This window comes from Proteus sp. MB838, assembly GCF_054767435.1.
The window spans coordinates 1-361 of record NZ_BAABMO010000118.1; the positions used below are offsets into that span (position 1 = coordinate 1).

Genomic DNA, 361 nt, shown 5'->3' on the forward strand with positions numbered 1-361 from the left:
CTCGGTTTCCCTACGGCTCCCCTATACGGTTAACCTTGCTACAGAATATAAGTCGCTGACCCATTATACAAAAGGTACGCAGTCACCCCATCCTCAAATGTCCCGCTTGCCTTTGCGTTCAATCTTGCCCGATTTTTTAACTTCCGTTGCTCGTGTACTTCTAGGTACACTGCGCGACGGCTTGAAAAAATCGACCAACCTTGTTAGCAAATTCGGCGCTATTTTCGGTGATGTTCTTGCATCACTCAGTGCGAGGCACTTGAGTGATGGGGCTCCTACTGCTTGTACGTACACGGTTTCAGGTTCTTTTTCACTCCCCTCGCCGGGGTTCTTTTCGCCTTTCCCTCACGGTACTGGTTCA

At 49.6% G+C, this 361-nt stretch carries 1 rRNA gene; it reads right to left on the bottom strand.

From position 1 onward, the window contains the following. Positions 1–361 (bottom strand): 23S ribosomal RNA (locus ACYUCW_RS18200); the annotation flags it as partial.